At 74.7% G+C, this 26,715-nt stretch carries 23 protein-coding genes and 1 rRNA gene; 18 read left to right on the top strand and 6 right to left on the bottom strand.

All coding sequences use genetic code 11. The features are described from left to right. The first annotated feature begins 185 nt into the window (after window positions 1–185). Window positions 186–302: ribosomal RNA gene (gene rrf / locus BLQ97_RS13370) — 5S ribosomal RNA — on the top strand. A 74-nt stretch (window positions 303–376) separates the two neighbouring features. Here rrf and BLQ97_RS13365 read toward each other — a convergent pair. Together BLQ97_RS13365 and BLQ97_RS13360 are read right to left on the bottom strand one after the other, a co-directional pair. Further along, entirely contained in the window at window positions 377–1,039 is a 663-nt protein-coding gene (locus BLQ97_RS13365) for a DUF2461 domain-containing protein (protein WP_091366368.1), read from the bottom strand. Then, a complete protein-coding gene (locus BLQ97_RS13360; RefSeq protein WP_091366366.1) occupies window positions 1,036–1,617 on the bottom strand; it encodes a GNAT family N-acetyltransferase in 582 nt (193 codons plus the stop codon). The genes BLQ97_RS13365 and BLQ97_RS13360 overlap by 4 nt, the downstream gene beginning before the upstream one ends. A 64-nt stretch (window positions 1,618–1,681) precedes the next feature. Between BLQ97_RS13360 and BLQ97_RS13355 the strand changes: the two genes are divergently transcribed. The 6 genes from BLQ97_RS13355 to BLQ97_RS13330 all read left to right on the top strand — a co-directional run bounded on the left by BLQ97_RS13355 (window position 1,682) and on the right by BLQ97_RS13330 (window position 8,264). Next, window positions 1,682–2,914, top strand: coding sequence for a winged helix-turn-helix domain-containing protein (locus BLQ97_RS13355; RefSeq protein WP_091366499.1), 1,233 nt, complete (start codon window positions 1,682–1,684; stop codon window positions 2,912–2,914). Between the two features lie 11 nt (window positions 2,915–2,925). Then, window positions 2,926–3,738 (top strand): thymidylate synthase, encoded by an 813-nt coding sequence (locus BLQ97_RS13350; protein WP_091366364.1) that lies wholly within the window; start codon window positions 2,926–2,928, stop codon window positions 3,736–3,738. Between the two features lie 3 nt (window positions 3,739–3,741). Further along, on the top strand, window positions 3,742–4,266 hold the full coding sequence (locus tag BLQ97_RS13345) for a dihydrofolate reductase (protein WP_091366363.1): 525 nt from the start codon (window positions 3,742–3,744) through the stop codon (window positions 4,264–4,266). A 10-nt stretch (window positions 4,267–4,276) separates the two neighbouring features. After that, window positions 4,277–5,191, top strand: coding sequence for a 4-hydroxy-tetrahydrodipicolinate synthase (dapA, locus tag BLQ97_RS13340; RefSeq protein WP_091366361.1), 915 nt, complete (start codon window positions 4,277–4,279; stop codon window positions 5,189–5,191). Then, window positions 5,188–6,900 carry a ribonuclease J gene (locus BLQ97_RS13335; RefSeq protein ID WP_091366360.1) on the top strand — a complete coding sequence of 571 codons (1,713 nt, stop codon included), beginning with the start codon at window positions 5,188–5,190 and terminating at the stop codon, window positions 6,898–6,900. The genes dapA and BLQ97_RS13335 overlap by 4 nt, the downstream gene beginning before the upstream one ends. Window positions 6,901–6,992: 92 nt before the next feature. After that, complete coding sequence (locus tag BLQ97_RS13330) at window positions 6,993–8,264, top strand: right-handed parallel beta-helix repeat-containing protein (protein WP_091366358.1); 1,272 nt, start codon at window positions 6,993–6,995, stop codon at window positions 8,262–8,264. Between the two features lie 50 nt (window positions 8,265–8,314). On the opposite strand, the gene BLQ97_RS13325 is transcribed toward BLQ97_RS13330, so the two are convergent. From BLQ97_RS13325 to BLQ97_RS13315, 3 genes are all read right to left on the bottom strand, one after another. After that, complete coding sequence (locus tag BLQ97_RS13325; RefSeq protein ID WP_091366357.1) at window positions 8,315–8,983, bottom strand: anti-sigma factor family protein; 669 nt, start codon at window positions 8,981–8,983, stop codon at window positions 8,315–8,317. Beyond that, window positions 8,980–9,513 (bottom strand): sigma-70 family RNA polymerase sigma factor, encoded by a 534-nt coding sequence (locus BLQ97_RS13320; protein WP_091366355.1) that lies wholly within the window; start codon window positions 9,511–9,513, stop codon window positions 8,980–8,982. Before BLQ97_RS13320 ends, BLQ97_RS13325 begins: the two co-directional genes overlap by 4 nt. Before the next feature lie 61 nt (window positions 9,514–9,574). Continuing rightward, the gene (locus BLQ97_RS13315; protein WP_091366353.1) at window positions 9,575–11,533 is read right to left on the bottom strand and encodes an alpha/beta hydrolase family protein; all 1,959 of its coding nucleotides are present in this window, start codon (window positions 11,531–11,533) and stop codon (window positions 9,575–9,577) included. 74 nt (window positions 11,534–11,607) lie between these two features. Between BLQ97_RS13315 and BLQ97_RS13310 the strand changes: the two genes are divergently transcribed. The 10 genes from BLQ97_RS13310 (at window position 11,608) to BLQ97_RS13265 (ending at window position 24,638) form a co-directional block, all read left to right on the top strand. Next, window positions 11,608–14,169: a DNA translocase FtsK gene (locus BLQ97_RS13310; protein WP_091366352.1), complete on the top strand. Its 2,562-nt coding sequence runs from the start codon at window positions 11,608–11,610 to the stop codon at window positions 14,167–14,169. An 82-nt stretch (window positions 14,170–14,251) separates the two neighbouring features. Then, window positions 14,252–15,694: a MiaB/RimO family radical SAM methylthiotransferase gene (locus tag BLQ97_RS13305; RefSeq protein WP_091366350.1), complete on the top strand. Its 1,443-nt coding sequence runs from the start codon at window positions 14,252–14,254 to the stop codon at window positions 15,692–15,694. Between the two features lie 7 nt (window positions 15,695–15,701). Next, window positions 15,702–16,373 (top strand): CDP-diacylglycerol--glycerol-3-phosphate 3-phosphatidyltransferase, encoded by a 672-nt coding sequence (gene pgsA / locus BLQ97_RS13300; protein WP_091366348.1) that lies wholly within the window; start codon window positions 15,702–15,704, stop codon window positions 16,371–16,373. A gap of 222 nt (window positions 16,374–16,595) precedes the next feature. Beyond that, window positions 16,596–17,024 (top strand): helix-turn-helix domain-containing protein, encoded by a 429-nt coding sequence (locus BLQ97_RS13295; RefSeq protein WP_091366347.1) that lies wholly within the window; start codon window positions 16,596–16,598, stop codon window positions 17,022–17,024. 124 nt (window positions 17,025–17,148) lie between these two features. Beyond that, complete coding sequence (locus BLQ97_RS13290) at window positions 17,149–18,378, top strand: DUF4032 domain-containing protein (RefSeq protein WP_091366346.1); 1,230 nt, start codon at window positions 17,149–17,151, stop codon at window positions 18,376–18,378. 225 nt (window positions 18,379–18,603) lie between these two features. Then, window positions 18,604–19,857: an extracellular solute-binding protein gene (locus tag BLQ97_RS13285; protein WP_091366344.1), complete on the top strand. Its 1,254-nt coding sequence runs from the start codon at window positions 18,604–18,606 to the stop codon at window positions 19,855–19,857. A 20-nt stretch (window positions 19,858–19,877) separates the two neighbouring features. Next, on the top strand, window positions 19,878–20,816 hold the full coding sequence (locus BLQ97_RS13280) for a carbohydrate ABC transporter permease (protein ID WP_245692145.1): 939 nt from the start codon (window positions 19,878–19,880) through the stop codon (window positions 20,814–20,816). Further along, entirely contained in the window at window positions 20,816–21,649 is an 834-nt protein-coding gene (locus tag BLQ97_RS13275) for a carbohydrate ABC transporter permease (RefSeq protein ID WP_091366341.1), read from the top strand. The genes BLQ97_RS13280 and BLQ97_RS13275 overlap by 1 nt, the downstream gene beginning before the upstream one ends. 48 nt (window positions 21,650–21,697) lie before the next feature. After that, window positions 21,698–23,005 (top strand): ABC transporter ATP-binding protein, encoded by a 1,308-nt coding sequence (locus BLQ97_RS13270; RefSeq protein ID WP_091366340.1) that lies wholly within the window; start codon window positions 21,698–21,700, stop codon window positions 23,003–23,005. A 49-nt stretch (window positions 23,006–23,054) separates the two neighbouring features. Then, entirely contained in the window at window positions 23,055–24,638 is a 1,584-nt protein-coding gene (locus tag BLQ97_RS13265) for a glycoside hydrolase family 13 protein (RefSeq protein WP_091366338.1), read from the top strand. Here BLQ97_RS13265 and BLQ97_RS13260 read toward each other — a convergent pair. Continuing rightward, on the bottom strand, window positions 24,635–25,672 hold the full coding sequence (locus BLQ97_RS13260; protein ID WP_091366337.1) for a PfkB family carbohydrate kinase: 1,038 nt from the start codon (window positions 25,670–25,672) through the stop codon (window positions 24,635–24,637). The two genes, BLQ97_RS13265 and BLQ97_RS13260, sit on opposite strands and share 4 nt — an antisense overlap. A 99-nt stretch (window positions 25,673–25,771) precedes the next feature. On the opposite strand from BLQ97_RS13260, the gene BLQ97_RS13255 reads away from it, so the two are divergent. Beyond that, window positions 25,772–26,692: a PspA/IM30 family protein gene (locus tag BLQ97_RS13255; RefSeq protein WP_281181407.1), complete on the top strand. Its 921-nt coding sequence runs from the start codon at window positions 25,772–25,774 to the stop codon at window positions 26,690–26,692. Window positions 26,693–26,715: the final 23 nt, after the last annotated feature.

The following is a 26,715-nucleotide window of genomic DNA, read 5'->3' as shown; positions in this document are numbered from 1 at the left end:
CCGGAAGTGGAAGCACCGCGAGGTGTGGAGCTGACCGGTACTAACAGGCCGAGGGCTTGACCACACATCCCCACCCGTCAAGCAACCAAGAAGAAGTCTCGCGTCCACTGTGCGGTTCTGAACGCACCCAACCCACCCTCCGAGCAGGCCTCGGCGGGGCCGGTGTGGGTACATGTTCACAGTGTTACGGCGGTCATGGCGAGAGGGAAACGCCCGGTCCCATTCCGAACCCGGAAGCTAAGCCTCTCAGCGCCGATGGTACTGCCCCGGGAACGGGGTGGGAGAGTAGGACACCGCCGGACAACCATTTCCGGAAGGGCCTCCACCACACGGTGGAGGCCCTTCCGCATTTCCCGACAACGGTGCCGAGGGCGGGTCAGCGCCGGCGGACCTCCTTGGTGGTGGCACCGACGTTGTCGGCCAGCCAGGCGTTGAGCGCCGTCAGCTCGCGCCAGGCCGACCGCACGTGTTCGAGGGCCTCCCGGGTGTGCAGCCACTCGGCGAAGTCGAACAGCCGACCGGCGTGCAGCGAGCGGTGCCGCAGCAGGTCCGCGCGGGCGTCGTCCACCTCGTAGCCCTTCGGGACGCGGGTGAGCCGGTCGCCGTCGACGGACCAGCCGGCCACGGCCAGGCGGTCGACCTCCTGGCGCAACCGCGGGCCCTGCACGTCGTCGGCCACCGCGCGCCGGTAGCGCTCCACCTGGTCGGACTCCAGCCGCCACGCACCGCCGGCCACGCGCAGCCCCTCGGCGGAGATCTGCACGTACCAGGCGCCGGCGCCCCGGCCCTCCTGGTGGGCGACCGCCCCCTGGTGGGTCTTGTAGGGCGTCTTGTCGTGGCTGAAGCGCACGTCGCGATGGGGACGGAACAGCTTGGCGGGACCGAACTCACCCGCCAGCTCGTCGACCAGCGCCTGCATCGGCGCCCGGACGCAGTCGTCGTACACGGCCTTCGAGCGCGTCCAGTAGGTCTTCGAGTTGTCAGCCTCCAGGCCCTCGTAGAAGACCAGGCCCTCGTCGGGGAACCCGGTGAACGTCATGCGTCCCCCTCCAGGAGCGTGTGCCACCGGACCTCCCGCACCGGGGTCCCGGCGGCGTCCAGCGTGCGGGCCCACCCCTCGGGCGCCCACCCGGCCGACTCGAGGAACCCGGCCGTCACCGCGTCGCCCTCGGCGACCCACGCCTGCAGGCGCCGGGCACCCGTCCCGCGCGCCAGGTCGGCCACCGCCGCCAGCAGCCGGCTGCCGTGCCCGCGGCGTCCCCACCGCGGCTCCACGAGGAGCACCGCGAGCTCCGTCGTCGGCCCGTACGGGTGCGGCGCCTCCCCGGCGTCCAGCTCGGCCGGGCCGTGCGCGGCGAAGCCCACCACCCGGCCGTCGTCGACGGCGACCAGCACGCCGTGCCCCGGCGTCGGGGGAGCGGTCACCGCGGCCGTCCACGCCGCCTCCGCGGCCGCGGCGTCCCAGCCGTCGAGCACCGCGGCCGGCAGCAGCGCGCGGAACGCCGTCCGCCACGTCTCGCCCTGCACCCGAGCGATCTCGGCGGCGTCCGCGCGCACCGCCGGGCGCACCGACACCTCCGCGGTGCCGGTCAGGCGCGGGAAGGTCCCGGGTTCCACGCAGGCAGCGTAGGTGGACGGCCACCGGCGCGAGAGCGTCGGCGGGCTCCGGCAGGATCGGCGCGTGGCCCGTCCCGCCGTCGACCGGCTCCCGGCACCCCTCGCCCGCCGCACGGCACTCGCCGCGCAGGGCTTCGCCGACCCGCGGCCGGTCGCCGTCCCGGGAGCCCGGCAGCTGCGGAAGGTGACCGACCGGATGGCGGTCGTCCAGATCGACTCGGTCAACGTGCTGTCCCGCTCGCACTACCTGCCGGCGTTCAGCCGGCTCGGCGCGTACCCGCGGCCGGCGATGGACGCCTTCACCGCCCGCCGGTCCGAGGTCTTCGAGTACTGGGCGCACGAGGCCAGCTACCTGCCCGTGCGCCTGCACCCCCACCTGCGCTGGCGGATGGCCGCCGCCGAGGAGCACGCCTGGGGCTCCATGGTGCGCATCCAGCGGGAGCGGCCCGGCTACGTCGCCGAGGTGCTCGACCGGGTGCGGGAGGCCGGCCCCACGAAGGCCAGCGACCTCGCCGAGCCCCGCCCCGACCGGCGCGGCTCGATGTGGAACTGGCACGCGGGCAAGGTGGCGCTGGAGTGGCTCTTCTACACCGGCGTGCTCACCACCCGGGCCCGGACGACGTCCTTCGAGCGGGTCTACGACCTCACCGAGCGGGTGCTGCCGCCCGCCGTGCTGCGGAGCCCCACCCCCGAACCCGCCGACGCCGTCCGGGAGCTGGTGCGCACCGCCGCCCGCGCCCTGGGCGTGGCCACCGAGCGGGACTTGCGCGACTACTTCCGGCTCCGCCCGGCCCCGGCCCGGCAGGCGGTCGCCGAGCTCGCCGACGCCGGGGAGCTGCTGCCCGTCGAGGTCGCCGGCTGGGGCGCGCCGGCCTGGCTCGACCCGGCGGCGCGCCGGCCGCGGTGGGTCCGCGCCCGCGCCCTGCTCTCCCCGTTCGACCCGCTGGTGTGGGAGCGGCCCCGCGTGGAGCGCATCTTCGGCTTCCGCTACCGGCTGGAGATCTACACCCCCGCGGCGCAGCGGGTGCACGGCTACTACGTGCTGCCCTTCCTCCTCGGCGACCGGCTGGTCGCCCGCGTCGACCTCAAGGCCGACCGTCAGGCCGGCGTGCTGCGCGCGCAGGCCACCCACGCCGAGGCGGGCGTGGACCGCGCCGAGGTCGCCGCGGAGCTCGCCGCCGAGCTGCGCCTGGTGGCCGGCTGGCTGGGCCTCGACGACGTCACCGTCGCCGAGCGGGGCGACCTGGCGACCGACCTCACCCGAGCGCTGCCCGCCGCGGCGTCCGGCGTCGCCTAGGCTCGGCGCCCGTGACGAGCAGCGGAGGAGTCGACACCCAGTACGAGGACCTCCTGCGCCGGGTCCTCGGCACGGGGACGCCGAAGTCCGACCGCACCGGCACCGGCACCGTCAGCACCTTCGGCGAGCGGCTGCGCTACGACCTGTCCGAGCGCTTCCCGCTGGTCACGACCAAGAAGGTGCACTTCAGGTCGGTCGCCGTCGAGCTGCTGTGGTTCCTGCGCGGCGAGGGCAACACCCGCTGGCTCACCGAGAACGGCGTGACCATCTGGGACGAGTGGGCCGACGCGGACGGCGACCTGGGACCGGTCTACGGCGTCCAGTGGCGCTCGTGGCCGACCCCCGACGGCGGCACGATCGACCAGGTGCAGGGCGTGCTCGACACGCTGCGCACCGACCCCGACTCCCGCCGCATGGTCGTCTCGGCCTGGAACGTCGCCGCGCTGCCGCAGATGGCGCTGGCCCCGTGCCACGCGCTGTTCCAGTTCGCCGTGCACGACGGGCGGCTGTCCTGCCAGCTCTACCAGCGCAGCGCCGACCTGTTCCTCGGGGTCCCGTTCAACATCGCCAGCTACGCGCTGCTCACCCGGATGGTCGCCGCCCAGGTCGGCCTCGAGCCGGGGGAGTTCATCTGGGTCGGCGGCGACTGCCACGTGTACAGCAACCACGTCGAGCAGGTCCGCGAGCAGCTCTCCCGTGAGGTGCGGCCCTTCCCGACGCTGGAGATCGCCCCGGCGCCGTCGCTGTTCGACCACCGGTTCGAGGACTTCACCCTGCACGGGTACGACCCGCACCCGGCCATCCGCGCCGCCGTCGCGGTCTGACGGGTGCCGGTCCGGCTGATCTGGGCGCAGGCGCACGACCGGGTCATCGGCGCCGGCGGCACGCTGCCCTGGCACCTGCCCGAGGACCTGCGGCTGTTCCAGCGGCTCACCACCGGCGGCACCGTCGTCATGGGCCGGCGCACCTGGGAGTCGCTGCCCGACCGAGCCCGCCCCCTGCCCGGGCGGCGCAACGTCGTGCTGACCACCGACCCGCACTGGTCGGCCGCGGGCGCCGAGCGCGCGGGCTCGGTCGAGGAGGTCCTCGCCGCCACCGGTGACTGCTGGGTGATCGGCGGCGCCGCGGTCTACGCCGCGTTCCTGCCGCACGCCGACCGGCTGGTGGTCACCGACGTCGACCTGGCCGTCGACGGCGACACCCGCGCACCCGCCCTCGGCGACGGCTGGCGCCGCACGGCCCGGACGCCGGAGACCGGCTGGGCGACGTCGAGAACCGGTCTGGCCTACGCCGTCTCCGAGTACGTGCACGTGCCCGCTGCCGGGCCGGGCGCCGCGGCGGCCGGTCGGTAGATTCGACCGCATGACCACCGACCCCGCCCGGCCCTTCGGGCGAGTGCTGACGGCGATGGTGACCCCCTTCGCCGAGGACGGCTCGATCGACCTCGCGGGGGCCCAGGAGCTGGCCGCGCACCTGGTGGACCGGCAGGCCCACGACGGCCTCGTCGTGCTCGGCACGACCGGCGAGGCACCCACGCAGAGCGACGGCGAGCAGTCCGCCGTCCTCGAGGCGGTGCTCGACGCGGTGGGCGACCGTGCGGTCGTGGTCGCCGGGGTCGGCACCAACGACACGGCGCACACCATCGAGAACGCCCGGCGGGCCGAACGGCTCGGCGCCCACGGGCTGCTCGTCGTCACCCCGTACTACAACAAGCCGCCGCAGGCCGGGCTGCTGCGGCACTTCACCGCGGTCGCCGACGCCACCGACCTGCCGGTGATGCTCTACGACATCCCGCCCCGCTCGGTGGTGCCGATCGAGGTGGAGACGCTCGTCCGCCTCGCGGAGCACCCGCGCATCGTCGCGGTCAAGGACGCCAAGTCCGACTTCGGCGCGCTCGCCTGGACGCTGGCCCGCACCGACCTCGCCTACTACTGCGGCGAGGACATGGTCAACCTGCCGATGCTGGCCCTCGGCGCGGTCGGGGTGGTCAGCGTGGTCGGCCACCTGGTCGGGCCCCGGCTGGCCGAGCTCGTCGCCGCCGTCGAGTCCGGCGACCTGGCCAAGGCCCGCGAGGTCAACGAGAGCCTGCTGCCGGTCTACACCGGCGTGTTCCGCACCCAGGGCGTCATCACCGTGAAGGCGGCGCTGCGCGAGCTGGGGCTGCCCGCCGGCCCCGTGCGCCCCCCACTGGTCGACGCCACGCCCGAGCAGCTCGACCAGCTGCGCGCCGACCTCGCCGCCGGCGGGGTCCACCTCGGAGAGGTCCACAGCCGGTGACCGTCAGCTCGGCCGGACAGGCCACCCAGCCGCACCTCGACCTCCAGGCGCCGCCGCCGCTGCCGGCCGGCGGGCTGCGCGTCATGGCGCTCGGCGGCCTCGGCGAGATCGGCCGCAACATGGCCGTCCTCGAGTTCGACGGCAAGCTGCTGGTCATCGACTGCGGCGTGCTCTTCCCCGAGGCCGAGCAGCCCGGCGTCGACCTGATCCTGCCCGACTTCGGCGTCATCGAGCACCGCCTCGACGACGTCGCCGCCGTCGTCCTCACCCACGGGCACGAGGACCACATCGGCGCCATCCCCTACCTGCTGCGGCTGCGCGGTGACATCCCGCTGGTCGGGTCCCGCTTCACCCTCGCCCTCGTCGCGGCCAAGCTGCGCGAGCACCGCCTCGACCCGGTGCTGGTCGAGGTGGCCGCCGGCGACGACCACGTGGCCGGGCCGTTCCACTGCGAGTTCATCTCGGTCAACCACTCGATCCCCGACGCGCTGGCCGTCGCCGTGCACACGCCCGCGGGCGTGCTGGTGCACACCGGCGACTTCAAGATGGACCAGCTGCCCCTCGACGGCGTGCTCACCGACCTGGGCGCCTTCGCCCGGCTCGGCCTGGAGGGCATCGACCTGCTGCTGGCCGACTCCACCAACGCCGAGGTGCCCGGCTTCGTCGTCCCGGAGCGGGCGATCGGCCCGGTGCTGGAGGACGTGTTCCGCCGCGCCACCCAGCGGCTGATCGTCTCCAGCTTCGCCAGCCACGTGCACCGCATCCAGCAGGTGCTCGACGCCGCGGAGACGCACGGCCGCAAGGTCGCCTTCGTGGGGCGCTCGATGGTCCGCAACATGGGCGTGGCCCGCGACCACGGGCTGCTGCGGGTCGCCCCGGGCCTGATGGTCAGCCTCGACGAGGCGACGTCGATGCCGCCGGAGCAGGTGGTGCTGGTCAGCACCGGGTCGCAGGGCGAGCCGCTGTCGGCGCTGGGCCGCATGGCGCGCGGCGAGCACCACCAGGTCACCATCGAGGCCGGCGACACGATCGTGCTGGCCTCCTCGCTGGTGCCCGGCAACGAGACCGCCGTCTACAAGGTCATCAACGGCCTGGCGCGGCTCGGCGCGACCGTCGTGCACAAGGAGACGGCGATGGTGCACGTCTCCGGGCACGCCCCGGCCGGCGAGCTGCGCACGCTGCTCAACGTGGCCAAGCCCCGCTACCTCATGCCCGTGCACGGCGAATGGCGGCACCTGCGCGCGCACGCCGCGCTTGCCGAGCAGACCGGCATGGCCGCCGACCGGGTGCTGCTCGCCGAGGACGGCGTGGTGGTCGACCTCGTCGACGGCAAGGCCGCGATCACCGGCTCGGTGCCGGTGGGCAACGTCTACGTCGACGGGCTCAACGTGGGCGACGTCGGCGAGGAGTCGCTGCAGGAGCGGCGGATCCTCGGCGACGAGGGGTTCGTGGCGCTCACCGTCGTCGTCGAGCCCTCGACCGGGACCATCGTGCGGCCGGTGCACCTGTCCACGCGCGGCTTCTCGGACGACCCCACCGCCTTCGACGAGGTGCTGCGGCTGGTCGAGGACAACCTCAAGCGGGAGCTGTCCGACGGGCAGACCGACGCCCACCGGCTCTCCCAGGTGATCCGCCGGACCGTCGGCAAGTGGGTCAGCGACACCCACCGCCGCCGGCCGATGATCATCCCCACCGTCCTCGAGGTGTAGGAGGGTCTGAACGCGGCGGGCACCGCCCCCGTACCCCCTCGTGCACGGCGCCCGGCAGGCGGGCGCCGGCCACCTCCCGAGGGGACCCGCGCATGCGATCCACGACCCTGGGCGCCGGCACCGTCGCCGGCGCCTCGGCGTTCGCCCTGCTCCTGCTCGCCGCCACCCCGGCCACGGCCGGTGGACCGGGCGGGAGCCGGGGCGGCCCGGGCGGCAGCACCGTCACCACCACGGCCGACGGCGGCGCCGGGTCGCTGCGCGCGGCCGTGCAGGCGGCCAACGCGGCCGGCTCCGGCACGATCGTGCTGTCCGAGCGCACCTACCGCCTGGCGCTGGCCGGCACCGACGACGCGGCCGCGGTCGGCGACCTCGACGTCACCGGGCACCTGGTCGTCGAGGGCCGCGGTGCCACGATCGACGCCGCCCACCTCGACCGCGTGTTCGACGTCCGCCCGGGCGCCTCGCTGATCCTGCGGCACGTCACCGTCACCGGCGGCGCGGCCCCCGGGCAGCCGGGCACGACCGGCGGCGCCTCCGGCGGCGGGGTGCTCAACGCCGGCGCGCTCGCCGTGGAGCGCAGCACGGTCACCGGCAACACCGCGGCCCGCGCCGGCGGCGGCATCGAGGCACTCGCCGGCTCGACGACGACCGTCACCCGCTCGACGCTGTCGCACAACGCCACCGGGGCCGCGCCCGGGAACGGCGGCGGTCTGCACCTGACCGGCGCCGGCACGGTGCACGTCGACCGCAGCCACGTCGTCGGCAACACCGCCGCGGCGGAGGGCGGCGGGTTGTGGAACTCGGCGGCCGGCACGATGACGGTCGTCCGCAGCACGGTCAGCGGCAACACCGCCAGCGGCCCGGCGGCCGACAACGGCGGCGGTGGCCTGTTCAACGACGGCGGGCGGCTCACCGTGGAGCGCAGCGAGGTCCGCGACAACGTCGCCGACGGCGCCTCGGGCTCCGGCGGAGGGCTGCTCAACGACAGCGGGACGCTGACCGTCACCCGCACCGTGGTCGACGGCAACCGCGCCGTGCGCGCCGGCGGCGGCATCGAGGCCGACACCGGGACGACGACGCTCGACCGCACCGCGCTCACCGGCAACCACACGGGAGACGGCCCGGGCAACGGCGGCGGCCTGCACCTCACCGGCGCCGGCACCGTGCGGATCGACCGCGGCACGGTCACCGGCAACAGCGCCGCGAACGAGGGCGGTGGGCTGTGGAACTCCGAGCCCGGGACCACGACGGTCACCCGCACCGAGGTCTCCGGCAACACCGCCCCGGTCGGCCCGGACGTGTTCCAGGACGGCGCGGGCACCGGGTTCACCGTCGACGGGCGGACGGTGCCGGGCGAGATCTGACCCGGTCCCGGGCAGGGGGCGCCGACCACGGGGCGGCGCCCCCTGCCGCGTCAGAAGTCGGAGCGGGCCACCACGTCGCCGTCGGCGTCGACCACCTCGAAGCCGACCGCGTCGGCGCGCAGCACCGAGGAGTTCAGGTTGCAGTCCAGCGGCTGCGGGCCCACGCCCAGGAACTCCCCGGCGGGCACCTCGACACCGTCCTCGGTGGTCACCGCGACCCGGTAGACCTCCCCGGCGGCGAAGCCGCTGCCGGACAGCTTCACCTCCACGCCCCAGGTGTGCGGCACCAGGTCGGCACTCGCCTGCACCTCGGGTGCCACCGCCTGCACGGCCACCGGCTCCAGCGGCGGCGGGTCGGGCACCGGGCGGGCCAGCCACCCGGCCACCGCGCCGGCCGCCGCGAGCCCGGCGGCGGCCGCGCCCAGAGCGATCCGGCGGCGCACCGCGGCCCGGCGCGACGGCACCACCCGGCGCTCCTCCGCCGCGATGCGGGCGAGCACCGCGGCGCCCAGGCCCGGCGGGGGCGTGGGCGTCCGGTCCAGGGCGTCGGCGTCGACGGCGGCGAGCCGCGCGGCCAGCGGTGCGATCTCGGCGAGCTCGGCGCGGCAGTCGGCGCAGCCGTCGAGGTGCGCGCGCACCCGCGCGTCCTCGGCCGGCTCCAGGTGCCCCAGGGCGTGGGCGCCCAGCAGCTCCCGCAGCTCCCGGTGCTCCCCGCTCACGGCTCCACCCCCATCTCGTCCAGGGCCAGGCGCAGCGCCTTGAGCCCGTAGAACACCCGGCTGCGCACCGTCCCGACCGGGACCCCCAGCTCCGCGGCCACCTCGGCGTACGGCCGCCCGCGCAGGTGGGTCTGCACGATCGCGGTGCGGTGCTCCTCGCTGACCCGGCGCAGCGCCTCCTCGACCACCCACGCGTCGACCAGCCGTGCGTCGTCGGCGTCGACCGCCGGCGCGTCCCGCTCGCCGACGTCGGTCAGCTGCCGCTGCCAGGGGCGGACGGCGAAGCGCCGCACCTCGTCGACGACGACGTTGCGCGCGATGGCGAACAGCCACGTCCGCAGGCCGGCCAGCTGCGGGTCGTAGGAGCCCGACGCCCGCCAGGCGCGCAGGAACACCTCCTGGACGACGTCCTGCGCCGCCCCGCCGTCGCCGAGCTGGCGCAGCGCGAAGCGGTAGAGCTCCGGACCGTGCGCGGCGTAGGCCGCCCGCACGTCCAGCGGCGCCGCCGGCGTCCGTGCGTGCCGTCCCATCCGCGCCCTCCCGGCCTCCGGTCCCCTCGCGGGAGGCGTACGGCTGCCGGGCCCGGACGGTTCAGCGCACCACCTCGACCGGTTCGATGCCCTCGCCGGCGGGCAGGTCGAAGCCCCACACCTGCGCGTAGAAGGACAGCTCGCCGTCGAGGGCGGCGCGGATGTTCTCCGCCCGCCGGAAGCCGTGCTGCTCGCCCTCGAACAGCAGGTAGGCGTGCGGCACGCCCCGCTCGCGCAGCGCCGCCACCATCACCTCGGCCTGCTCCGGGGGGACGACGCGGTCCTCGGCGCCCTGGAACACCGCCAGCGGGGTGTCGAGGGCGGCCACGTGGGTGATCGGCGAGCGCTCGGCGTAGACCTCGGCGCCCTCGGGCCAGGGCGCGACCAGGCCGTCGAGGTAGCGGGACTCGAACTTGTGCGTGTCCGCGGCCAGCGCGCCGAGGTCGGCCACGCCGAAGTGGCTCGCGCCGGCGGTGAAGACCCCGGGCCGCCGGGTGAGCGCGGCCAGCGTGGTGAAGCCCCCGGCCGAGCCGCCGCGGATCGCCATCCGCGCGGGGTCGACCCGGCCGGCCGCGGCGAGGGAGCCGGCGCAGGCGACGACGTCGTCGAGGTCGACCACGCCCCACTGCCCCCTCAGCGCGTCGCGGTAGCGGCGGCCGTGCCCGGTGGAGCCGCGGTGGTCGACGTGCGCCACGCAGAACCCGCGCGAGGTGAAGTACTGGACCTCCAGGTCCAGGACGCGGGGGTGGGCCGACGTCGGGCCGCCGTGCACCATCACGACCAGCGGCGGCAGGTCGCCCTCCGGCGCGGTGACCTGCGGGTTCGTCGGCGGGTAGACGGCGGCGTGCGCCTCAGCGACCCCGGTGCCGCGCTCGTCGGTCGGGAAGGTCAGGTGCTCCGGGACGGAGAACCAGGCCGGGTCGAGCCCGAGGTCGCGCGCCGGGCGCAGCACCTCGCTGCGCCCGGAGAGGTCCGCGCGCAGCACCACCGGCTCGCTCGCGGGGCCGCCGGCCACGCAGACGACGTCCTCGCCGTGCGCGGTGAGGTACCGCAGCGCGGTCCACCCGGGCAGCGCCACCTCCCGCGCCGCCCCGTCGGGCTCCACCACGACCAGCCGGTCCCCGCCCTCGCCGCCGGCCGCGGCGACCACCCGGCCACCGGGCAGCAGCGCGAACCGGCGGGCGCCGAAGACCCACTGCGGCCCGGCGATCTCGGTGCCGGTGTCGAGGACCAGCTCCGCCTCGCCGCCCGGCCGCCACCGCCACAGCGACCACACGTCGGTCCGGTCACAGCAGAACCAGAGGGTGCCGTCGGCGTCCCAGGTGGGCTGCACCGCCGACTCACCCGGACCGCCCGCGACCACCGTCTCGGTGCCGTCGGCGGCGCGCACGACCAGCTGCGCGGCGTCCCAGGGCATGTCCGGGTGGTCCCACTGCAGCCACGCCAGCCGGCCGCCCGGGCCGGGCCGCGGGTCGGAGACGAAGTCCGGCCCGGTCACCAGCACCGTGACGGTGCCGTCGGAGGCGATGCGCACCACCTCGTCGACGACGTCGGCCGCCGCGCCGGAGGCGGTGTGCGTCTCCCGGACGGCGAGCAGCGACCCCTCGGCGTCCGGGGTCAGGTCGGCGTACCGCACCCCGGCCGGCAGCACCGGCGCGGCCGTGACGGCGACCGGCGCGTCGTCGCCGGGGGACAGCCGGTACAGCCGCTGGTCGTCGAAGTGCGTGAACCACAGCGTGCCGCCGGCGACCGTCCACGCCGCCCCGCCGTACTCGTGCACCCGGGTGCGGGCGTTCCAGGGGGAGGGGAGGACGTCGGTGGTGGTGCCGTCGGCCGAGCGCCGGACCAGCGCCGACCGGCCGCCCTCGCCGGGGCGTGACTCCGACCACCAGACGTCGGGGCCGGCGGGGGAGGCGTCATCGACGGCGACCTCGCCGAGGCGCGCCGCCGAGCGGACGACCAGTGCCGAGGTGAGCGGGGTGGGCCAGCTGCCGTGGGGGAGGGGGGAGGGGGTCGGCATGCAGCGACCGTAGGCCGGGGACACGGCGTGCGCGCCTGCCTGGGAGGACGCCGGCCGGCGGCTACCGTCGACGCATGCCTGCCCGCACCACGCCCTCGCGCCGGCCGGCCGGCTCGGCCCCCAAGGGCCGGTCCGGGTCGACGGCCTCCGGCAAGCGGCCGGCCTCGCGGACGCCCGCCCGCACCGGCAACCGCAGGCCCCCGGCCCGCAAGCCCGCCCCGCAGGGCCCGGGTGCGGCCGCCGCCGTCTGGCGGGCCACCGCCGGCGCCTGGTCGCTGCTCGCCCGCGGCGCCGGCGGCCTGGCCCGCTCGGTCGCCCGCCCCGAGGAGGCCGAGCCGCTGGCCCCCGAGCACCGCCGCGACGGTGCCGGCCTCGCCGTCCTCGGCCTGGCCGTCGTCCTCGGTGCGGCCGCCTGGTTCGACGGCATCGGCCCGGTCGGCGCCGGCCTCGCCGACGGCGTGCGCTGGGTCGTCGGCGCCCTGCTCGTCGTGCTGCCCGCCGTGCTCTTCCTCGCCGCCCTGCGCCTGCTGCGGCGCGGTCCCCGCCCCGAGCAGCGCGGCCGGCTGGCGATCGGCTGGCTGTGCGCCGTCGTGTCGGTCCTGGGCATCGCCTCGGTGATCGGCGACCCCGGCGCCCCGCTGGAGGGCCGGCCCGGCACCGGCGGCCTGGTCGGCTGGGCGGTCGGCACGCCGCTGACCGCGGGCCTGGGCGCCGTCGTCGCCGTCCTCCTGCTCGCCCTGCTCGCCGTCTTCGCCGTCCTCGTGCTCACCGCGACGCCGCTGCACCAGGTGCCCGAGCGGCTGCGCGCCTTCGCCGACCGGGCCACCGGCCGCACCGACGAGTACTGGGACGACACCGACGACCACGCCGACGACCACGCCGACGAGGAGGTCGAGGAGGAGCCCGTCCGGCCGCGCCGCTCCAAGCGCGCCGCGCTGTCCGAGGTCCTCCACGAGGACGCCCCCGACCTCACCACCACCGGCCCGATCGACCACGTGCCCTATACCGAGGTGCAGGAGGCCGTCCGGCAGGAGCCGATTCCGGTCTCCGCCATACAGGAAGCTTCGGTGGATGCAAGGCCGCCCACGCCAGTGCCAGAGGGGCTACCGCCTCTTGATGAGCCGGAGCAGCTCACCATCCAGCCCGTCGAGGGCGAGTATCAACTGCCGAAGCTCAGGATGCTGCAGCAGGGCACGCCGCCACGGGCTGGCACGGCGGCCAATGAGGGCGTCAAGGAAGCAATCAATGCTGTCCTGCAGCAGTTTGGCGTGGACGCCGTCGCAAGGCGCTATATGCGAGGCCCGACCGTCACCCGCTACGAAATCGAGCTTGGTAACGCGGTCAAGGTCGAGAAGATCACCGCTCTGACCAAGAACATCGCCTACGCCGTCGCCAACGACAACATCCGCATCCTCGCGCCGATCCCCGGGAAGTCCGCGGTGGGAGTGGAGGTGCCGAACGCGGATCGCGAGATGGTGAGCCTCGGAGATGTTCTGCGGTCTCAGGTCGCCAAGGCGGATCAGCACCCAATGCTGGTCGGCCTGGGCAAGGACATCGAGGGTGGCTATGTCTGCGCCAACCTGGCGAAGATGCCGCACCTGCTCGTGGCCGGCGCCACTGGCGCAGGTAAGTCCAGCTGTGTCAACTCGCTGCTGACGTCGCTGCTGCTGCGCGCCACCCCAGACGAGCTCCGCATGATCCTGGTCGACCCGAAGATGGTCGAGCTGACGCCCTACGACGGCATCCCGCACCTGATCACGCCGATCATCACCGACCCGAAGAAGGCGGCCACCGCGCTGGCCTGGCTGGTCGAGGAGATGGAGCAGCGCTACCAGGACATGCGGGCCACCGGCGTCCGGCACATCGACGACTTCAACCGCAAGGTTCGCGGCGGAGAGATCACGGCCCCGCCGGGCAGTGAGCGGGTCTACCGGCCCTACCCCTACATCCTGGCGATCGTCGACGAGCTGGCCGACCTCATGATGGTCGCCCCGCGCGACGTCGAGGAGTCGATCGTGCGCATCACCCAGAAGGCGCGCGCCGCCGGCATCCACCTGGTGCTGGCCACCCAGCGGCCCTCGGTCGACGTCGTCACCGGCCTGATCAAGGCCAACGTGCCCTCGCGGCTGGCGTTCTCCACCTCCAGCCTCACCGACAGCCGCGTCATCCTCGACCAGCCCGGTGCAGAGAAGCTCATCGGCATGGGCGACGCGCTGTTCCTGCCGATCGGTGCGGGTAAGCCGATACGCGTTCAGGGCGCCTACGTGTCCGACGAAGAGATCGAGTCGGTCGTCGAGTTCACCAAGCGGCAGGCCGAGCCGGAGTACCGCGAGGAGGTCTTCAGCGCCGCCGAGGTCGAGAAGCGGGAGATCGACGAGGACATCGGCGGGGACCTCGACCTGCTGTGCCAGGCCGTCGAGCTCGTCGTCACCAGCCAGTTCGGGTCGACGTCGATGCTGCAGCGCAAGCTGCGGGTCGGCTTCGCCAAGGCCGGCCGGCTGATGGACCTCATGGAGACCCGGGGCGTGGTCGGCCCGTCGGAGGGCTCCAAGGCCCGCGACGTGCTCGTCAAGCCCGACGAGCTGGAGTCGGTGCTGTTCACCCTCCGCGGTGGGACGCTGCCCGCCGAGGCGTGACGGGCGGCGGCTGCCGGGTCGCGTCCCACCGCGGCCCGGCGAGCAGCCGGGGGTGCGGGGGTCCGTCGACTACGATGGGGCGGTGACAGCTCCGTCCTCCCCTGCCCGCACGGTGGCGGTGGTGACCCTCGGGTGCGCCCGCAACGAGGTCGACTCCGAGGAGCTGGCCGGCCGGCTGGCCGCCGACGGCTACCGGCTGGTCGAGGACCCCGAGGGCGCCGACGCCGTCCTGGTCAACACCTGCGGGTTCATCGAGTCGGCGAAGAAGGACTCGGTGGACGCCATCCTGGCCGCCACGGACTCCGGCGCGGAGGTCGTCGCGGTCGGCTGCATGGCCGAGCGCTACGGCTCCGAGCTCGCCGGCGCGCTGCCCGAGGCCACCGTGCTCGGCTTCGACGACTACGCCGCCATCGGTGACCGGCTCGACGACGTGCTGACCGGCCGGCCGCTGGTGCCGCACTCGCCGCGCGACCGCCGCACGCTGCTGCCGATCAGCCCGGTGGCGCGCACCGCCGCGGCCACCGCGGCCGAGGCGCCGGCCATCCCCGGCCACGGCTGGGTGCAGCGCCGCCGGCTGGCCTCCGGGCCGACGGCCGCGCTCAAGCTGGCCTCGGGCTGCGACCGCCGCTGCGCCTTCTGCGCCATCCCCACCTTCCGCGGCTCGTTCGTCTCGCGGCCGCCGGCCGAGGTGCTCGGCGAGGCCCGGTGGCTGGCGTCCCAGGGCGTCACCGAGCTCGTGCTGGTGAGCGAGAACTCCACCTCCTACGGCAAGGACCTCGGCGACCTGCGCTCGCTGGAGCGCCTGCTGCCGCAGCTGGCCGCCGTCGAGGGCGTCGTCCGGGTGCGCGTCGCCTACCTGCAGCCGGCGGAGCTGCGGCCCGGCCTGCTCGAGGTCATCGCCGGCACCGAGGGCGTCGCGCCCTACTTCGACCTGTCCTTCCAGCACTCCTCGCCCGGGCTGCTGCGCCGCATGCGCCGCTTCGGCGGCACCGACGACTTCCTCGCGCTCGTCGAGCGCGCCCGCTCGCTGGCCCCGGAGGCCGGCTTCCGGACCAACGTCATCCTCGGCTTCCCCGGCGAGACCGAGGACGACGTCGCCGAGCTCGAGCGCTTCCTCACCGCGGCCCGGCTCGACGCCGTGGGCGTGTTCGGCTACTCCGACGAGGAGGGCACCGAGGCGGTGGGCCTGCCCGGCAAGCTCGACCGGACCGAGATCGACGCGCGCGTGCGCCGGGTCACCGACCTGGTCGAGGAGCTGACCGCGCAACGCGCCGAGGAGCGCGTCGGCACCCGCGCCGAGGTGCTGCTCACCGAGGACCTCTCCGCCGTCCCGGACGCCGGGGACGGCCCGGGCGTCTGGTCCGGGCACGCCGCCCACCAGGACCCCGACGCCGACGGCACCACCACGGTCACCGGCGTCCCCGACGGCGCCCGCCCCGGCCAGCTGGTGGCCGCCGAGGTGGTGGGCACCGAGGGCGTCGACCTCGTGGCCGCCGCGCTCGCGCCGGTCCCGGCCGGCCGGTGAGGTGCCGGTGAGCGCCGTGGCACCCGACCCGGCGGCCACCCCGCCGCAGACGGCCCGGCTGGTCAACGTGCCCAACGCCCTGACCGTGCTGCGGCTGGCGGTCGTCCCGGTGTTCGCCGTCCTGCTGCTGTCCGACGGCGGCATGGACGACGACCGGCGGGTGTGGGCCACGGTGGTCTTCGCCCTGGCGATCATCACCGACCGCTACGACGGGCTCATCGCGCGGCGCACGGGCCAGGTGACCGAGTTCGGCAAGCTCGCCGACCCCATCGCGGACAAGGCGCTCACCGGCACCGCGCTCGTCGGCCTGTCGGTGCTGGGGCTGCTGCCGTGGTGGGTGACGCTGGTGATCCTGGTGCGCGAGGTCGGCGTCACCCTGCTGCGGTTCTGGGTGATCCGGCACGGGGTCATCGCCGCCAGCCGCGGCGGCAAGGCCAAGACCGTCGTCCAGGCACTGGCGATCGGCCTGTACACCCTGCCGCTGGAGGGCCTGCTGGCCAGCGCCCGCTGGTGGGTCATGGCCGTCGCGCTCGTGCTCACCGTGGTCACCGGCGCGGACTACGTCTACCGCGCGCTCGCCCTGCGGCGGACCAGCGCCCGCGCCGCCCGCGCGGCCGCCGCGCGGCGCGCCGCCGGGCCGGCCGGCCGGCGCTCCGACGCCCCCGACGCGGCCGCCTGAGGAAGGACCCTCCTGCCCCCACCCCTCGCCGGCGCCCGGCGGGCCCCTGCAGGAGGGCCACCGACGGAGGCCGCGGCGGGCGGAACGTCCGCGCCCACCTCGGCGTTACGCCATGAGCGGACGCGGCCCTGCCGGCGCGGGAACCGGGGGGCCCGCCGCGTACCGTGGGCGCACGGCACCGGCAGGTGCCGCCGCTTCCCCCCTGCCAGACAGGAGACGGCCATGACGCTGCTGCGCACCGAGCTCGGGCGCACCCTGCGCGGTCACCGGCTGCGCCAGCGGCGGACGCTGCGCGACGTCTCCGGTGCCGCCCGGGTGAGCCTGGGCTACCTCTCGGAGGTCGAGCGCGGCCAGAAGGAGGCCTCCTCCGAGCTGCTCGCCTCCATCTGCGACGCGCTCGACGTCGAGCTCGCCGACCTGCTGGCCGAGGTCAGCACGGAGCTGCGCGGCCCCGACCGCCGCGTCCGCCCGCTGGTCCCCGCCGCCGGCGTGCCGGCCGAGACCGCCGAGCAGCCGGCCGCCGAGCAGGTCGCCGTGCCGGCGGCCACCGCCTCCGCCGAGCCCGCGGCCGCCGAGCCCGCCCTCGCCCTGGTCGGCGCCACCACGCGCACGGCCCACCGCGCCGGCTCCGCCGTCTCGCTCGCCGCCTGACGACGCACCCGCCCCGGGTGCCCTCACCGGCGCCGCGCGACCGGGGACCGTCCGTGGCAGGCTGACCACGGGACCACCCACCACCGGTGGTGGGCTGCACGAGGCCAGCAACGGAGGTCGCGCCGTGCGGTACCTGTTCCGCCCACCGGGCACCGACGGCGCCGCGCTGCTCGCCCTGCCCTGGCACGAGCCGCTCGAGGAGTGGGACCCGGCGCTGCTCCTGGAGGTCCCGCAGCGCGGCATCTCGCGGCACGTCGTCCGCTTCGTCGCCGAGCAGGGCAGGGTCTTCGCGCTCAAGGAGATCGCCGAGCCGCTGGCCCGGCACGAGTACGCCCTGCTCGGCGAGTTCGAGGAGGAGGGCCTGCCGTCGGTGTCGGTGCTGGGCATCTGCATCGACCGCCCCGGCGGGCAGGACGCCATCCTGGTGACCCGGTACCTCGAGTACTCGATGTCCTACCGCTACCTGTTCTCCCGGCCCAGCGCCCGGCAGTCGGTCGACCAGCTCATGGACACCCTGGTGGTGCTGCTCGTGCGGCTGCACCTGGCCGGCATCTTCTGGGGTGACTGCTCGCTGTCGAACACCCTGTTCCGGCTCGACGCCGGCGCGCTCGCCGCCCACCTGGTCGACGCCGAGACCGCCGAGCGGCACCCCCAGCTCTCCCGCGGCCAGCGCCACTACGACCTCGAGCTCGCGCGCGAGCGGGTGGGCGCGGAGCTCCTCGACCTGCAGGCCGGCGAACTGCTCCCCGACGGCGTCGACCCGATCGACGTCGCCGACAGCCTGCCGGTGCGCTACGACCGGCTCTGGGACGAGGTCACCCACGAGGAGGTCTTCCGCGCCGACGAGCAGCGCTACCGGGTGGCCGAGCGGCTGCAGCGGCTCAACGACCTCGGCTTCGACGTCGGCGAGGTGGAGCTGGTGACCTCCGACGAGGGCGCCCGGCTGCGGGTGGAGACGCGCGTCTCCGCTCCCGGGCAGCACCGTCGCGAGCTGTTCCGCCTCACCGGCCTCGAGGTGCAGGAGAACCAGGCGCGCCGGCTGCTCAACGACCTGCGCACCTACCGCGCCTACCTCGAGCAGAGGTCGGGGGCGCCGGTGTCGGAGGCGGTGGCCGGGGCCCGGTGGCTGGCCGACGTGTACCAGCCGGTCATCGACGCCATCCCGCCCGAGCTGGCCGGCCGCCTGGCACCGGCCGAGGTCTTCCACGAGGTGCTCGAGCACCGGTGGTTCCTCTCCGAGCAGGCCGGCCGGGACGTCGGCACCACGGCGGCGGCGCGGTCCTACGTCCGCACCGTCCTCCCGGCCACCCCGGAGGAGCTCACCACGCCGTCGGTCATCGCCAACCGGTCCTGACCGGTCCGGCGCCGCTGGCCTGGTCACACGGCGGACACGACCGGGTTGCGGCGACCTGTGGCCTGCGCCACGGTACGGGGGCGGTGATCGTCGAGCTCGCCGGATCGGAGGCGATCGGTCTTGTCCTTCGCACAACGACGCAGTCCAGGGGCCAGGGGGCGTGGTCGTCCCGGAGGCCCGGGCAGGCGGTCGCGACGCGTCCTGGGGAGCGCGGCGGCCGCCTTCGTGGTGTCGTCCACGCTGGCCGCCTGCGGCGGTGGGGGCGGGAACTCCGCCACCCCGGTCCTCAACTGGTACATCAACCCCGACTCCGGCGGGCAGCAGACGATCGCCGACCGGTGCTCGGAGGAGTCCGGGGGCGCGTACCGGATCGCGGTGTCGATCCTGCCGCGTGAGTCCTCGGCCCAGCGCGAGCAGCTCGTCCGCCGCCTGGCGGCCAACGACGCGTCGATCGACCTGATCAGTCTCGACCCGCCCTACATCCCCGAGTTCGCGCAGGCCGGCTTCCTCGCGCCGGTGCCCTCGGACCTCGCCGAGCGGGTGACCGAGGGCGTCGTGCAGAGCTCCATCGAGGGCGCGACCTGGGACGACGAGCTGGTCACCGTGCCGTTCTGGGCGAACACCCAGCTGCTCTGGTACCGCAAGTCGGTCGCCGAGGCCGCCGGTCTGGACATGACCCAGCCGGTCACCTGGGACCAGCTCGTCGAGGCCGCGCAGGCCACCGACACGATCCTGAGCGCCCAGGGCCGGCGGGCCGAGTCGCTGACCGTGTGGTTCAACGCGCTCATCGAGTCGGCGGGCGGTTCGGTCATCGCCGAGAACTCCACCGACCCCGACCAGATTCAGCTGGGGCTGACCGACGAGGCCGGCGTGCGGGCCGCCGAGGTCATGGCCACGGTGGCGAACTCCGGGGTCGTCGGCGCCGCCTTCTCCACGGCGAGCGAGGACACCAGCGCCACGCAGTTCGAGAGCGACGACGCCGGCTTCATGGTCAACTGGCCGTTCGTCTGGTCCCGCGCCCTGTCGGCGGTCGAGGCCGGCACGCTCGACCAGTCGGTGCCCGACGACTACGGCTGGACGATCTACCCCGCCGTGGACGAGGGGACCCCGGCCGCGCCGCCGTACGGCGGCATCAACCTCGGCGTGGGCGCCTTCAGCAACCACGTCGACCTCGCCTACCAGGCGACGGAGTGCATCACCAGTGACGAGAACCAGGCCGAGTACATGATCACCAACGGCAACCCGGCCTCGTCCGTGGCGGTGTACGACGACCCGGACGTCCAGGAGGCGTTCCCGATGGCCGACACCATCCGGGACTCGCTGGAGGCCGCGGCGCCACGGCCGCAGACCCCGTACTACAGCGAGGTGTCCGGCGGCATCCAGCGCGAGTACCACCCGCCGTCCTCCGTCACGCCCGAGACCGGGCAGCGCGCGCAGGAGCTCATCGGCGAAGTCCTGAGGGGAGAGCAGCTGCTGTGACGCAGACCACCCTCCCGCCGGTGGAGAAGACCCAACCGGTCTCCTCCCCGCGCGGGACGATCAGCGACCGCGCGCGGGCCGAGCGCAAGCTCGGCTGGCTCCTCGCCGGCCCCGCGTTCGTCGTCATGTTGCTGGTGACCGCCTACCCGATCCTCCAGGCGGTCTACTACTCGCTGTTCAGCTACCGGCTCACCGACCCGGAGAACCGGTCGTTCAACGGGCTGTCCAACTACTGGGTGGTGCTGACCGACCCCCTGTGGTGGCAGTCGGTGGGCGTCACGCTGCTCATCACGGTCATCACCGTGGCGGTCGAGCTCGTCCTCGGGTTCGCGCTGGCGCTGGTGATGGTCAAGGCGCTCGCGTCCCTGCGGCCCGTCGTCCGGGCGGCGATCCTCATCCCGTACGCGGTCATCACCGTCGTGTCCGCCTTCGCCTGGCAGTTCGCCTTCAACCTCACGACCGGCTTCGTCAACAGCTGGTTCGCCTGGCTGCCCGGCGTCAGCGACACGACCGACTGGTTCGGCGGGACGGGGACGTCGCTGTTCGTCATCTGCCTGGCCGAGATCTGGAAGACCACGCCGTTCATCTCGCTGCTGCTGCTCGCCGGCCTCGCGCAGGTCCCGGAGGTGCTGCAGGAGGCGGCCAAGGTCGACGGTGCCACCCGGTGGCAGCGGATGTGGCGGGTGACCATCCCGAACATGAAGGCCGCGGTGATGGTGGCCCTGCTGTTCCGCACCCTCGACGCGTTCCGGGTGTTCGACAGCATCTACATCATGACGGCGGGCGCCAACGGCACCGAGTCGGTGTCGTTCCTGGCCTACCGGCAGACGATCGCCCGGGTCGAGATCGGCCTGGGCTCGGCGGTCTCGGTGCTGCTGTTCCTGGCGGTGGTGCTCATCGCCTTCCTGTTCATCAAGGGCTTCAAGGTCGACCTGGCCCAGGCGAGGGGTGATCGCTGATGTCGACGAGGTCGAAGGTCTGGTGGATCGTCGGCAGCATCCTGATCATCGTCTACTGCCTGTTCCCGATCGCCTGGATCGTCTCGCTGTCGTTCAAGGCGCCGTCGGACATCTCCAACGGCCAGTTCCTCCCCACCGACCCGTCGTGGGGGAACTACTCGACGATCCTCACCGGGGCGGCCAGTGACCTGTTCCTGCCGGCGCTGCGCAACAGCTTCGGGATCTGCCTCATCGCGACGTTCATCTCCTGCATCCTGTCGATGTTCGCCGCCTACGCGATCGCCCGGCTGGACTTCCCCGGGAAGAAGCTGATCCTCGGCACCGCGCTGGCGGTGGCGATCTTCCCGGTGATCTCGATCGTGACGCCGCTGTTCAACCTGTGGCGGCAGATCGGGCTCTACGACACCTGGCCCGGGCTGATCATCCCGTACCTGTCGCTGACGCTGCCCATCTCCATCTGGACGATGTCGGCCTTCTTCCGGGAGATCCCCTGGGAGATGGAGCAGGCTGCCCAGGTCGACGGCGCCACCACCTGGCAGGCGTTCCGGAAGGTGATCGTCCCGCTCGCCGCGCCCGGCGTCTTCACCACCGCGATCATCGCGTTCTTCATCGCCTGGAACGACTTCGCGTACGGCATCTCGCTGACGTCGACGGACGCCTCCCGCCCCGTCCCCGCCGCGCTGGGCCTGTTCACCGGCGCCTCGCAGTTCGAGGACCCGACGGGGGCGATCGCCGCGGCCGCGGTGATCGTCACCATCCCCGTCGTCGTCCTGGTCCTGCTGTTCCAGCGGCGCATCGTCGCCGGCCTCACCAACGGCGCGGTCAAGGGCTGACCCGGCCGTGCCCTGTACTCCTGCGACCCTCCGAGGGGACTGGTCCTGATGGCCTCCATCGAGATGAAGAACATCGTCAAGCAGTACGGCGACGGCTACCCGGCGGTCAACGACGTGAGCCTGGACATCGCCGACGGCGAGTTCATGATCCTGGTCGGGCCGTCGGGCTGCGGGAAGTCCACGCTGCTCCGGATGATCGTCGGGCTGGAGGACATCACCAGCGGCGACATGGTCATCGGCGGCAAGCGGGTCAACGACCTCGCCCCGCGCGAGCGGAACCTGTCGATGGTGTTCCAGAACTACGCCCTCTACCCGCACATGACGGTGTACGAGAACATCGCCTTCCCGCTGCGGCTGTCCAAGACGCCCGACGACGAGGTGCGCCGCCGGGTGACCGAGGCCTCCGACGTGCTCGAGCTCAAGGAGCACCTCGAGCGCAAGCCGGCCAACCTCTCCGGTGGGCAGCGGCAGCGGGTGGCGATGGGGCGGGCGATCGTCCGCCAGGCCGAGGCGTTCCTCTTCGACGAGCCGCTGTCGAACCTCGACGCCAAGCTGCGCGGGCAGATGCGCACCGAGATCGCCCGGTTGCAGCGGCGGCTGGGCATCACCACGGTCTACGTCACCCACGACCAGACCGAGGCGATGACCCTCGGCGACCGGGTGTGCGTCCTGCGCAAGGGCAGCATCCAGCAGGTGGCCTCGCCGCGGGAGCTCTACGAACAGCCGGTGAACCTCTTCGTCGCCGGGTTCATCGGCTCCCCGCCGATGAACTTCCTGCCCGCCACGCTGGAGGGCGACCGGTTGCAGACGCCGTTCGGGCCGGTGGTGCTCGACGAGCGGCGGGCGGCGGCGGTGCGCGGCCGCGGCGAGCTGCTGCTCGTGGGCATCCGGCCGGAGTACTTCGAGGACGCCACGCTGGTCGACGAGGCCAAGCGGCCGCTGGGATCGGTGTTCCGGGCGCGGGTGGACGTGACGGAGTGGCTGGGCGACTCGCAGTACGCCTACATCCCCTACGAGGCACCGGAGGCGGTGACCACCCAGCTGCGGGCGCTGTCGCGCGAGCTGGACTCCGAGGAGCTGCGCACCCAGGCGATCGTGTCGATCGACGCGACCAGCCGGATCCGGGAGGGCCGGGAGGCGGAGTTCTGGCTCGACAGCCGCAAGGTGCACGTCTTCGACCCGCAGACCGGGGAGAACCTGACCCGCGACGCCGAGGCCGGGGCGCGGCTGACGCAGATGGCCACCGAGGACCGCGTCGAGCAGGTGCAGGACGCGCAGGCGAGCGGCCAGACCGTCTCCGGGGCGACCACGGGCGGGGGCCAGGGCTCCGGGGCGCACCGGGCCGGCGCCGTCTGAGGGCTGCCGCCGTCCGTGGTGGCGGACGGCGGTCGTCTACGAGGTCTACCTGCGCAGCTTCGCCGACTCCGACGGCGACGGGGTGGGCGACATCGGCGGCCTGCGCAGCCGGCTGCCGTACCTGGTGGACCTCGGGGTGGACGCCGTCTGGATCACCCCGTGGTACCCGTCGCCGATGGCCGACGGCGGCTACGACGTCAGCGACCACCGCGACATCGACCCGCGCTACGGCACGCTGGCCGACGCCGACGCGCTGCTGGCCGAGGCGCACGAGCGGGGTCTGCGGCTCGTCGTCGACCTCGTCGCCAACCACACGTCCGCGGAACACCCCTGGTTCCGGGCCGCGCTGGCCGGCGGGCGGGAGGCGCCCGAGCGGGCCCACTACTTCTTCCGCGACGGGCGCGACGGCGGCCAGGCGCCGCCCAACGACTGGATCAGCGCCTTCGGCGGCCCGGCGTGGACGCGCGTCACGGAGCCCGACGGCCGGCCCGGCCAGTGGTACCTGCACCTGTTCGCGCCCGAGCAGCCCGACCTGGACTGGGACCACCCCGCCGTGCGGGCGGAGTTCGACGACGTCGTCCGCTTCTGGCTCGACCGGGGTGTCGACGGCATCCGCGTGGACGCCGCCCCGGCCATGGCCAAGGTGCCCGGGCTGCCCGACGCCGGGCACGCCGCGGACGCCACCTTCGACAGCGCCGGCTGGGTGGACAACCCGCACTGGGACGTCGACGCGGTGCACGAGGTCTTCCGTCGGTGGCGCCGCATCGCCGACGGCTACGACGGCGACCGGCTGTTCGTGTCCGAGGCGGTGGTGCGGGGACCCGAGCGACTCAGCCGCTACGTCCGTCCCGACGAGCTGCACACCACGTTCAACTTCGACTACCTGCGCGCGCCGTGGGACGCCCGGGCCCTCCACGCCGCCGTCGACGGCACGCTGGCCGCCCTCGCCCCGGTCGGCGCCCCCGCGACCTGGGTGCTCTCCAGCCACGACGAGACGCGCCACCTCACCCGCTTCGGCCGGGCGAGCAGCGGGGCGGCCACCATGGGCTTCGACGCGCTCGGCGCCCCGGTCGACCTCGCCCTCGGCCGGCGCCGGGCGCGGGCCGCGGCCCTGCTCACGCTGGCGTTGCCCGGTGGCGCCTACCTCTACCAGGGTGAGGAGCTCGGCCTGCCCGAGGTCGAGGACCTGCCCGAGGAGGCGCTGCAGGACCCCACGTGGGAGCGCTCGGGCCGCACGGCACGCGGCCGCGACGGCTGCCGGGTCCCGCTGCCGTGGTCGGGGGAGCGGCCGCCGTTCGGCTTCGGCCCCGGTGCGGGCCAGCCGTGGCTGCCGCAACCGCCGTCGTGGCGAGACCTGGCTGTCGCCGCCCAGCGGGACGCCCCGGCCTCGACGCTCAGTCTCTACCGCTCGGCGCTGCGGCTGCGGCGGGAGCTGCTGGCCGAGGAGCCGCTGAGCTGGCTCGACCTCGGGGACGACGTCCTGGCCTTCGACCGGGGTCGTGCCCTGCGCTGCGTCGTCAACCTCTCCGCGCGACCGGTCCCGCTCGGCGGGCTGGGGCGGCCGCTGCTGACCAGCGAGGACGTCGGCGCCGACCTGCCGCCGGACACCGCCGCCTGGCTGGCGCCGGGCTAGTCCCCGGCGGCCCCACCCACGCGCTGGTCCCGGGCGGCGGCGAGCTCCGCGGCGGTCGGCGGGTCGGCGCCCACGCGGGTGCAGTTCAGCGCGGCGACCAGGGCGGCGTCGTCCACGACGCGCAGCAGGTCGTCGTCGGTGAGCTGCTCGAGGGCCGTCCGGGACGTCACGCCGCGGTCGAGCAGCCCGGCGAACAGCCCCGCGGCCAGCGAGTCGCCAGCGCCCACGGTGTCGGCAACGGTGACCCGCGGCGGCTCCCGGTGCAGCAGCGGGCGGCCCGGCCGCGCCACCCGCAGCGGCGCGCCCCCGTCGGTGAGCAGCACCAGCGCCGGGCCGCGGTCGGCCCAGGCCCGCGCGGTGCCGTCGAGGTCGGCGGCGGCGCCGGGGTCGAGCCACGCGAGGTCCTCGGCGCTGACCTTGACGACGTCGGCGACGGCGAGCAGCCGGTCCAGCCGGGCGCGGACGGCACCGGGGTCGTTGCCCAGCGAGGCGCCCACCGGGCCGCCGGCCAGCATCGGCCGCAGGTTGGGGTCGACGCTGAGGAGCGCGCTGCCTGCTAGGCGCTCGGCGAGCCGGGCGATCGCGTCGCAGCCCGGGGGTGTCCAGGAGGAGATCGAGCCGACGTGCAGCACCGCGGTGTCCACGGGCAGCACGGCGGCCAGTTCGTCGTCGGTCCACTGCCAGTCGGCGGCACCCTGGACGTGGAAGCCGTAGTCGGGGGAGCCGGTCTCGTCGAGGCCGACCACGGCCAGGCTGACCGGTTCGACGGCCGCCACCATCCCCGCGACGTCGACGCCGGAGAGCTCCGCGTGCCGGCGCAGCGGCGCGGCCAGCGGGCCGGTGCCCAGCCGGGCGAGCAGGGACACCCGGGTGCCGAGCCGGCCGGCGGCGACGGCGACGTTGAGGGCGTTGCCGCCGGGGCGGGCGACGTAGTGCGGCGCGGTGCCCTCCGGCCCGGCGTCGGCCGAGGCGTCGGGCAGCAGGTCGACGACCAGCTCGCCGAGGACGGTGAGGACGGGCGCTCCGGTGGCCACGTGCCGACCCTAGGGCTCCCCGGCCACCGGCACCCGGTGGTCCCCGGACGGAGGATCAGGGGAGTCCCTGTTGGCCGGGGCACCGGTCCTCCTGGGACCATGGCCGTCGAGGACCACCGCCGCGCGGTGGTCGGCCCGTTGGCGGCGCCCGGCGCGCCGGAGCAGGAGGAAGCCGTGCCCAACCCGTTCGTCAAGCTGTGGCGGTACCTGACCGCGTCGGCCAACGCCCAGATCGACCAGCGGGCCGACCCGAAGATCCAGATCGCCCAGGCCATCGAGGCCGAGCAGCAGCGGCACCAGGCGCTGGCCAACCAGGCCGCCGCCGTCCTCGGCAACCAGCGGCAGCTGGAGATGCGGCTCAACCGGCAGCTGGGTGAGGTGGAGAAGCTGCAGGCCTCGGCCCGCCAGGCGCTCGTGCTGGCCGACCAGACGCGCTCGCGGGGCGACGCGGCCAAGGCCGCCGAGTACGAGCAGGCCGCGCAGGCCTTCGCCACCCAGCTGGTGGCCGCCGAACAGGCGATGGAGGACCTCAAGCGCAGCCACGACGAGGCGCTGCAGGCCGCCGAACAGGCACGTGGCGCGGTCGAGCAGAGCCGGATGCGGCTGCAGACGACGCTGGCCGAGCGCACCAAGCTGATGAGCCAGCTCGAGCAGGCCAAGATGCAGGAGCACGTGGCCGCCTCCATGCGCCAGGTCAACGAGCTCTCCGCGCCGGGCAACACGCCGAGCCTGGCCGAGGTCCGCGACAAGATCGAGGCCCGCTACGCCAACGCGCTCGGCCAGGCGGAGCTCGCGCAGAACTCCGTCGAGGGCCGGATGCTCGAGGTGCAGAAGGCCACCCTCGACGTCGCCGGGGCCTCCCGGCTGGAGCAGATCCGCGCGGCGATGGGCGGGGGCGGCACCGGCCCGCAGGCGGTCGAGGGCGGCACCGGGGCGGCCGGCGCGATCGGTCCGGGTGTCCCGTCGTTCGAGAAGACCGCCGAGCAGCAGGCGCACCGCCCGGAGCAGCAGGGCGCCTGAGCCCCGACCGGGGGCCGGCCGCG

This window comes from Geodermatophilus telluris, assembly GCF_900102745.1.
GTDB lineage: Bacteria > Actinomycetota > Actinomycetes > Mycobacteriales > Geodermatophilaceae > Geodermatophilus > Geodermatophilus telluris.
Note: the sequence above shows the minus strand (reverse complement) of the source record. Positions and strands in the feature narration are given on the sequence as shown.

Coding starts and splice junctions, on each gene's coding strand:
- BLQ97_RS13365 (WP_091366368.1), bottom strand. CDS start 1,039: ATGACGTTCACCGGGTTCCCCGACGAGGGCCTGGTCTTCTACGAGGGC.
- dapA (WP_091366361.1), top strand. CDS start 4,277: ATGACCACCGACCCCGCCCGGCCCTTCGGGCGAGTGCTGACGGCGATG.
- BLQ97_RS13330 (WP_091366358.1), top strand. CDS start 6,993: ATGCGATCCACGACCCTGGGCGCCGGCACCGTCGCCGGCGCCTCGGCG.
- BLQ97_RS13320 (WP_091366355.1), bottom strand. CDS start 9,513: ATGGGACGGCACGCACGGACGCCGGCGGCGCCGCTGGACGTGCGGGCG.
- BLQ97_RS13315 (WP_091366353.1), bottom strand. CDS start 11,533: ATGCCGACCCCCTCCCCCCTCCCCCACGGCAGCTGGCCCACCCCGCTC.
- BLQ97_RS13310 (WP_091366352.1), top strand. CDS start 11,608: ATGCCTGCCCGCACCACGCCCTCGCGCCGGCCGGCCGGCTCGGCCCCC.
- BLQ97_RS13295 (WP_091366347.1), top strand. CDS start 16,596: ATGACGCTGCTGCGCACCGAGCTCGGGCGCACCCTGCGCGGTCACCGG.
- BLQ97_RS13275 (WP_091366341.1), top strand. CDS start 20,816: ATGTCGACGAGGTCGAAGGTCTGGTGGATCGTCGGCAGCATCCTGATC.
- BLQ97_RS13270 (WP_091366340.1), top strand. CDS start 21,698: ATGGCCTCCATCGAGATGAAGAACATCGTCAAGCAGTACGGCGACGGC.
- BLQ97_RS13255 (WP_281181407.1), top strand. CDS start 25,772: ATGGCCGTCGAGGACCACCGCCGCGCGGTGGTCGGCCCGTTGGCGGCG.